A 7,099-nucleotide genomic window follows, 5' to 3' on the forward strand; every position below is an offset into this window, starting at 1 on the left:
CTCCTTTTGATTGGTTTTTGTCGACTTTATTCTAAAGGATTTCAAGATGTCTTTTTGCTTTTTTTCAAAAAAAGATAAAAAAGTGTTCGCGACAGATTCTGCCACCAACACTAGATATTATAGAGCCGTTTTAGTTATGGCCCGTTCCCTGGTTTAGTTTTGATTCATTTTTTAGCAAAGTGATTATCTGCTAGTGTTGATTACTTCAACACTTCTTTTACATTTTCCACCATTTTTGTATACGCGATCGGGCCGTTATAAAGCCAGCTAGTTTCAGGTCCGAATTCAAATAAGTGTTTTTCTTTAACGGCGGGGATATTTTGCCACGATGGATCGTTGAACATCGCAGCTCCTTGGTCGCTGTTGACTAAGAAAAGATAGTCTGCATCGAGTTGTGACAAACTTTCTAATGAAACAGGAGACCAATCAGAAGTTGCTTTTTCACTGACTTGTTTGACTAGACCAGGTACTTCAAAGCCAAGATCGCCATAAAGCAACCGCCCGCTGGAACGTTTTTCGGCTACCATGAAAGCAGAATTGTTGGTCACCCATAAAACAGCTGCTGATTTACCTTCGATCTTAGCTTGCAATTGGCTTTTGGTCTCTTTGACTAAATGGTCATAGTCAGCTTCGACTTTTTTGGCTTGGTCTTCTTTATTGTAGACCTTCCCGATTTCGTTTAATTGCTGTTGCCAGGTCACGTTTTCGCCGTTTTTAACGACATAGGTCGGTGCGATTTTTTGGTATTCTTTATATTTACCGCCTTCAACGGTTGCATTGGAGCCGATCAGTAAGAGGTCAGGTTTGAATTTCAACACGTTTTCATAAGGCAAGTCGTAATTGATGGTCGGAATGCCTTTTAATTCTTTTTGTAAATAATTTTGGATTTTACCTTTGCCTACTGTCCATTGAGCGACGGGTTTTTCGTCCAACGCAACTAAATAATCTTCTAAATAAGAGGCGATGACGCGTTTGGGTTTGGTCGGGATCTTGACTTGGTGATCTTGTGCATCCGTTAATGTTCGTGTGCCAATACTTTCATCTTTGGCTTTCGTTTGGCCACAAGCACCTAAAGCGGCTATCGTTAGTAGAGCGGCTGCTCCCAATAAAATTTTTTTCTTCATGGTAAACTCCTCTGTCTTTATAATTGAGAATTTTTCTCAATTGCTATTATTACTGAAAAGAAAAACGCTGTCAATCAGAATTTCAAAGAAAAAAAGAAGGTTGACGCCCAGCGTGTTTCAAGCGATAATTGAGAACGGTTATCACTAGAAATGAGGAACCTTTATGACAAAATTACAAACGAATGATTTATGTGCCGGCTATGAAAAAAAAGCCGTTTTAAATGATGTGACTATCGAGATCCCAGAAGGTCAGATCACGAGTCTGATCGGACCAAATGGCAGTGGCAAATCGACTTTGTTAAAAGCACTAGCTCGGATTTTACAACCGACGAGTGGCGTGATCACACTAGATGATGAAAATATCAGTACTTTGGATACCCGCGTAGTGGCACAAAAGATCGCGTCACTGGCTCAGTCCAGTAGTCAAGTTGCTGGGCTGAGTGTTGAAGAAATCGTGGCATACGGTCGCTTTCCTTATCAAAAAGGCTTTTCTGGCTTAAAAGAACGCGACTTGGAATTGATCGAGTGGGCATTGGCAGCCACTAATTTGACGCATTTGAAAGAGCGAGGACTACTGACTTTATCCGGGGGACAACAACAACGCGTCTGGATCGCGATGGCACTTGCCCAAGATACGGATATTTTGATTTTGGATGAACCGATCACCTATTTGGACCCTGCTCATCAGTTGGAGATCTTACAACTATTGACGAAAATCAATCGTGAAGGCAAGACGATTTTAATGACGATCCATGATCTGAACCATGCGTCACGTTTTTCTGATCATATTTTAGGCATGAAAACTGGCGAGTTACTGCTACAAGGCAGTCCAGCTGAGGTTTTTACTAAAGCAAATATGCAGCTGCTCTTTGATATCGAAGCGACTTTTTTCACGCCGGCTGGAACGAAAAACCCGTTGATTGTGCAATATGATTTAAAGGGGGCCTCGTGATGCTCCAACGAAGATTATTTTTTCCACTTGTGGCGTTGCTGTTAGTAGTCGGAATGCTGGCTTCATTGAAATATGGCGCGGTGGACAATCGCTGGCAAGATGTAGCGGGGGCGTTATGGGATTTTCAAAAAAATAATCCCGCTCAGCAATTGATCCATCACTTACGTTTACCGCGCATGCTGGGGGCAGTTTTAGTCGGTGCAGCCCTGGCAACGGCTGGTGGTCTGATGCAAGGAATCACCGCCAACCCTTTGGCTGACTCAGGCTTATTAGGGATCAATGCGGGAGCAGGGCTAGGTTTAGCGATCGTCTTTGCACTGACGGGATCGCCGAATCCATTGGTAGCGATCTTGGCTTCTTTTTGCGGTGCACTAGTGGCATTGGGGTTTATTTATCTTGCATCGGCAAAAAGTTCATTTGGCTTGCAACCAGTTAAGATCGTGCTGTTGGGGGCTGCTTTGAGTACTTTTTTTTCCGCGGTCAGTCAATGTATCAGTTTGTTATTTAATTTGAACCAAGATCTCGCTTTTTGGTTTGTCGGTGGAACCGGGAATGTTTCTTGGCTCCAAGTAAAACTTGCTTTACCGTTGATCGCACTTGGCTTGATCGGCTCTTTTTTGATCGCACCTCAGATCACGCTCTTAAGTTTGGGCGATGATACGGCGATCTCATTAGGAAAAAATCCAGCTTTGATCCGACGCTTGGTGATGGGGCTCGTGTTGTTACTAGCCGGTACTGCGGTTTCGTTAGTTGGGACGATCAGTTTTATTGGCTTATTGATCCCCCATGTCGTTCGCTTTTTTGTCGGCTATGATTACCGCTATGTGATCCCAGCGACGGCCTTATTAGGTGCTTGTTTTTTTGTGTTTGCGGACATTGGGGCTCGGCTTGTTGCACCTCCACTAGAAACGCCGGTGGGAGTACTGGTCGTATTGATCGGTGTACCTTTTCTATTGGTACAACTAAGGAGGGGCGCGCTATGAAAATGAAGTACAGCGGGTTACTCGGCTTGTTGTTGCTGATTGTGGGGATCGTGATCAGTTTGACGACCGGGTCAATGGCGGTATCTTTGAGTGATCTGCTCCACGTTGTGACCGGTACGGCGGATCACGCGACCAATTTGATCGTGTTTGATTTTCGTTTACCGCGGCTATTGATCGCACTTTTTGCAGGCTGTGGCTTAGCTCTTTCAGGGTATTTATTTCAAACGATCACGCATAATGAGCTAGCTGATCCGGGAATTTTAGGGATCAATGCGGGTGCGGGACTGTTCGTTTTGTTTTACTTAGGTTTTTTCGCTAATAATCAAATGAGTTGGCTGTTGCCGTTAGTTGCGTGTGTCGGGGGACTGTTTGCCGCTTTACTCGTTTATTTTTGCGGCCGACAAGCTGAAAGAATCGTTCCTAATCGGTTATTGTTAGCGGGCGTTGCCGTTAATGCGGGGATTTCCGCTTTAACTTTGATCGGGACGATCCGAGTATCAAAAGACAGTTATCAATTTGTAACAGCTTGGCTTTCCGGGACGATCTGGGGGACGACTTGGCAACATGTCGGGCTCGTTTTACCGTGGCTCGTCGTGATCATCCCGCTGCTTTTGGCCCACGGGAGAACGTTGGAGATTTTAAATCTCGGGGATGAGGCAGCCTTGGGACTAGGCGTTCGACTGAAAAAAACGCAACTTTGGTTTTTAATTGCAGCAGTTTGTTTAGCAGCTGTTAGTGTAGCGGTTGCAGGAAGTATCAGTTTTATTGGCCTGATCGCACCACATATGGCTCGGAGTCTGACGGGTAAAAAGAATAATTACAGCTTTCTTTTAACGGGTTTATTGGGGGCGGTGTTGTTGCTTTATGGCGATATTTTAGGTCGGGTACTCTTGCCGACGGGTGAAATCGCAGCCGGGATCGTCGTAGCCATCATCGGAGCACCGTATTTTATTTACCAATTAGTGAAAAGTTAGGCAAAAAGAGCGCGCGTTCGCTCTTTTTATTTAGCGTGAATTTTGTTAAGCTCTAATAGAAAGGAAGTCAGTTGATGGACAAAAAATTATTACGACAACAAATGATCGCGCAACTGGAGGCGTTGATCGGAACGAAAAATAAACGCCAGCAAGTAGAACAGATCTCAGAAGCGCTGTTTGCTTCATCCGAATGGCAACAGGCGCAAACGATCGGTGTGACGATCTCGACTGCTTTGGAATTTCCCACAGCGTTGATCATGCGGCTGGCAGTAGCTCAAGGGAAAAAAATCGCCGTTCCAAAATCATTGCCACAACGGAAATTAGAATTCCACTGGGTCGATGCAGCAACGGAATATGAAACGACCCCTTTTGGCGTTGATGAACCACTAGTTGAAGCTGTCGCTGACAAAAATGAATTGGATCTTCTGATCGTTCCCGGTTTGCTTTATCGACCAAATGGTTATCGGATCGGTTTTGGCGGTGGTTTTTATGATCGTTACTTAGCAGATTACGCTGGTCAAACGGTCAGTCTAGTGTTTGCAGAACAGCTCCATGATCATTGGGAAGTCGAACCGTTTGATATTCCGATCCAAAAATTGTTCGTTGGAACGGCAACTGACAACTGATCGAGTCCATTCAAGAAAGGAATGACCATGAAAACAAATCAAAAACCGTATGTGATGTACGGCATTTTTATCGTAAATACTTTGGTTTTTGCCGCCCAATATCTGTTACCGCAACTCCACGTTGAACAGCAGCTAGGGATGTTCTCGCCATCTGTCGCGTTCCGGCATGAATATTGGCGCTTTGTCACGCCGATGTTCATTCACTTCGGATTGATGCATTTTGTGTTGAACGCGGTGGTCTTAGTGTATATGGGCAAACAGTGCGAATTGATCTTTGGGCATGGACGCTTTGCTCTTGTGTACTTTTTAAGTGGTGTGATGGGCAATCTCGCTAGTTTTGCATTTAATAACCCGACGACCTTATCTGGGGGCGCTAGTACTGCGTTGTTCGGCTTGTTCGGCGCTTTTTTAGTCATCGGTTGGCATTTTCGCGACAATCCGGCGATGCAAGCGTTGACGAAACAATTTGCGTTGTTTATCGTTTTGAATTTTGCGTTTGGGATTTTTGATACGACAATCGATCTGTGGGGGCATTTAGGCGGCGTTATTGGCGGTGCGTTGATGGGTGAGATCACGGCGTTACCGGTTTTAAAAGAGCGCTTTGCACCGCGTAGCCGAATCACGGCGGGCATCTTTTTTATTTTTTTTGCGGTGATCTGTGTATTATTAGGTTTTAAAAAACTAGGTTTACCTGTATAATGTCTGAGGATGTGAATAAGATGGAAACTTTATACGATGTCCAGCAACTGTTGAAGCAGTTTGGCATTTATGTCTATGTCGGCAAACGGATCTATGATATCGAGCTGATGCAGATCGAGCTACGCAATGTTTATGAAGGCCGTTTGATCGACAAAGAAACGTATTTACAAGCTTGGCGCATCTTAAAACGCGAACATCACATTGAAGAAAGTCGACAAGAAGGTGGAACGAATGGATAAAAAATTATTAGGGATCGATCTAGGCGGGACGACCGCAAAATTTGCCATTTTGACAAGTGAAGGCGAGATCCAACAAAAGTGGAGCATCGACACCAATATTTTAGATGATGGCAAACACATCGTGCCTGATATCATTGAATCGATCAATCATCATTTGAAATTATATGAGATGAAGCCCGAACAATTTATCGGCATCGGCATGGGGACTCCCGGCAGTGTCGATATTGAGCGCGGAACGGTGATCGGCGCTTATAATTTGAACTGGACTACGTTACAACCAGTCAAAGATCAGATCGAACGCGGAACAGGGATCGCGTTTGCATTGGATAATGATGCGAATGTTGCAGCGTTAGGCGAACGTTGGAAAGGTGCCGGCGAAAATGATCCAGATGTTATTTTCATGACGCTTGGAACTGGCGTTGGCGGCGGGATCGTCATGAACAGCCAATTGCTTCACGGTGTAGCTGGCTGTGCTGGTGAGATCGGACACGTGACGGTCGATCCTGACGGGTTTGAATGTACATGTGGCAAGCGCGGTTGCTTAGAAACGGTGGCAAGTGCGACAGGGGTCGTCCGCGTGGCACGAAAGCTGGCTGAAGAATATGCGGGGACTTCGCAATTAAAAGCGAGCCTAGATAATGGGGAAGATGTCTCAAGTAAAGATGTATTTGAGCTAGCAGAAGGCAATGATGACTTGGCGTTGATGGTCGTGGATCGCGTGACGTATTTCTTAGGTCTAGCATGCGGCAATCTTGGAAACACATTGAACCCATCTGCGATCATTATCGGCGGTGGCGTATCTGCTGCGGGTGAATTCTTACGCGGTCGGGTCGAAAATTATTTCCGGGAATTCACTTTCCCACAAGTTCGCAACAGTACGAAAGTGAAATTAGCGGAACTAGGAAATGAAGCTGGCGTGATCGGTGCAGCGTCACTTGCGTTACAATTTGCAAAATAGAAAGGAAACGAGTCAATGTCAATTTGGTGGACAATCAATATCATCTTACTTGCGATCATTTTAGCCTTTGTACTAAATGAAGCGTGGGTCCGTCTAATGGTGCGACGTTCTGCAACGTGGTTGGATCAAGAAGAATTCCAAAACGGGATGCGAAAAGCCCAAGTCATCGATGTTAGAGAACGGGATGAATTCAACGCGAAACATATTTTAGGCGCGCGGAATTTTCCCATCAGTATGTTAAAACAATCGCTTGGTTCATTACGGAAAGATCAGCCGATCTATATTTACGATCAGCGTAAAGCAATGGCCGCTCGAGCAGCGAACCTTTTACGAAAAAATGGCTTTACTGATCTGTATATTTTAAAAGGCGGCTTTGACGAATGGCAAGGGAAGATCAAACAAAAAAATATCGATTAAGTCACTAGTGTTGCACAAATAATTTCAGAAAAATCTGAAAACTATGTTTCATTCAAAATTGCAAAAAAGTCGAATGCTTACGCAGCGGATGACTTTTATTCCAGAAATTGTACGTTTTATTAAATTG

At 44.5% G+C, this 7,099-nt stretch carries 9 protein-coding genes; 8 read left to right on the forward strand and 1 reads right to left on the reverse strand.

Annotation, left to right across the window (positions count from 1 at the left end):
• Positions 1-200 precede the first annotated feature (200 nt).
• Positions 201-1,124, reverse strand: a complete 924-nt coding sequence (locus GVJ38_RS13895) for an ABC transporter substrate-binding protein (RefSeq protein ID WP_159723790.1) — start codon at positions 1,122-1,124, stop codon at positions 201-203.
• A gap of 163 nt (positions 1,125-1,287) precedes the next feature.
• Between GVJ38_RS13895 and GVJ38_RS13900 the strand changes: the two genes are divergently transcribed.
• The 8 genes from GVJ38_RS13900 to GVJ38_RS13935 all read left to right on the forward strand — a co-directional run bounded on the left by GVJ38_RS13900 (position 1,288) and on the right by GVJ38_RS13935 (position 6,972).
• Entirely contained in the window at positions 1,288-2,076 is a 789-nt protein-coding gene (locus tag GVJ38_RS13900) for an ABC transporter ATP-binding protein (protein WP_159723791.1), read from the forward strand.
• Entirely contained in the window at positions 2,076-3,059 is a 984-nt protein-coding gene (locus GVJ38_RS13905) for a FecCD family ABC transporter permease (protein WP_159723792.1), read from the forward strand. Before GVJ38_RS13900 ends, GVJ38_RS13905 begins: the two co-directional genes overlap by 1 nt.
• Positions 3,056-4,033 carry a FecCD family ABC transporter permease gene (locus tag GVJ38_RS13910; RefSeq protein ID WP_159723793.1) on the forward strand — a complete coding sequence of 326 codons (978 nt, stop codon included), beginning with the start codon at positions 3,056-3,058 and terminating at the stop codon, positions 4,031-4,033. Before GVJ38_RS13905 ends, GVJ38_RS13910 begins: the two co-directional genes overlap by 4 nt.
• A 74-nt stretch (positions 4,034-4,107) precedes the next feature.
• Complete coding sequence (locus GVJ38_RS13915; protein WP_159723794.1) at positions 4,108-4,659, forward strand: 5-formyltetrahydrofolate cyclo-ligase; 552 nt, start codon at positions 4,108-4,110, stop codon at positions 4,657-4,659.
• Between the two features lie 27 nt (positions 4,660-4,686).
• Positions 4,687-5,358, forward strand: a complete 672-nt coding sequence (locus GVJ38_RS13920) for a rhomboid family intramembrane serine protease (protein ID WP_159723795.1) — start codon at positions 4,687-4,689, stop codon at positions 5,356-5,358.
• A gap of 20 nt (positions 5,359-5,378) precedes the next feature.
• Positions 5,379-5,597: a YqgQ family protein gene (locus GVJ38_RS13925; RefSeq protein ID WP_159723796.1), complete on the forward strand. Its 219-nt coding sequence runs from the start codon at positions 5,379-5,381 to the stop codon at positions 5,595-5,597.
• Entirely contained in the window at positions 5,590-6,555 is a 966-nt protein-coding gene (locus tag GVJ38_RS13930; protein WP_159723797.1) for an ROK family glucokinase, read from the forward strand. The genes GVJ38_RS13925 and GVJ38_RS13930 overlap by 8 nt, the downstream gene beginning before the upstream one ends.
• Before the next feature lie 15 nt (positions 6,556-6,570).
• The gene (locus tag GVJ38_RS13935) at positions 6,571-6,972 is read left to right on the forward strand and encodes a rhodanese-like domain-containing protein (RefSeq protein ID WP_159723798.1); all 402 of its coding nucleotides are present in this window, start codon (positions 6,571-6,573) and stop codon (positions 6,970-6,972) included.
• Positions 6,973-7,099: the final 127 nt, after the last annotated feature.

Origin of the sequence: Enterococcus sp. CSURQ0835 (assembly GCF_902706605.1) — a bacterium.
Taxonomy (GTDB): Bacteria; Bacillota; Bacilli; order Lactobacillales; family Enterococcaceae; genus Enterococcus_A.

What these genes read in the sequence shown, in the direction of transcription:
- GVJ38_RS13895 (WP_159723790.1), bottom strand. Translation starts at nt 1,124, where the DNA reads ATGAAGAAAAAAATTTTATTGGGAGCAGCCGCTCTACTAACGATAGCC.
- GVJ38_RS13900 (WP_159723791.1), top strand. Translation starts at nt 1,288, where the DNA reads ATGACAAAATTACAAACGAATGATTTATGTGCCGGCTATGAAAAAAAA.
- GVJ38_RS13905 (WP_159723792.1), top strand. Translation starts at nt 2,076, where the DNA reads ATGCTCCAACGAAGATTATTTTTTCCACTTGTGGCGTTGCTGTTAGTA.
- GVJ38_RS13910 (WP_159723793.1), top strand. Translation starts at nt 3,056, where the DNA reads ATGAAAATGAAGTACAGCGGGTTACTCGGCTTGTTGTTGCTGATTGTG.
- GVJ38_RS13915 (WP_159723794.1), top strand. Translation starts at nt 4,108, where the DNA reads ATGGACAAAAAATTATTACGACAACAAATGATCGCGCAACTGGAGGCG.
- GVJ38_RS13920 (WP_159723795.1), top strand. Translation starts at nt 4,687, where the DNA reads ATGAAAACAAATCAAAAACCGTATGTGATGTACGGCATTTTTATCGTA.
- GVJ38_RS13925 (WP_159723796.1), top strand. Translation starts at nt 5,379, where the DNA reads ATGGAAACTTTATACGATGTCCAGCAACTGTTGAAGCAGTTTGGCATT.
- GVJ38_RS13930 (WP_159723797.1), top strand. Translation starts at nt 5,590, where the DNA reads ATGGATAAAAAATTATTAGGGATCGATCTAGGCGGGACGACCGCAAAA.
- GVJ38_RS13935 (WP_159723798.1), top strand. Translation starts at nt 6,571, where the DNA reads ATGTCAATTTGGTGGACAATCAATATCATCTTACTTGCGATCATTTTA.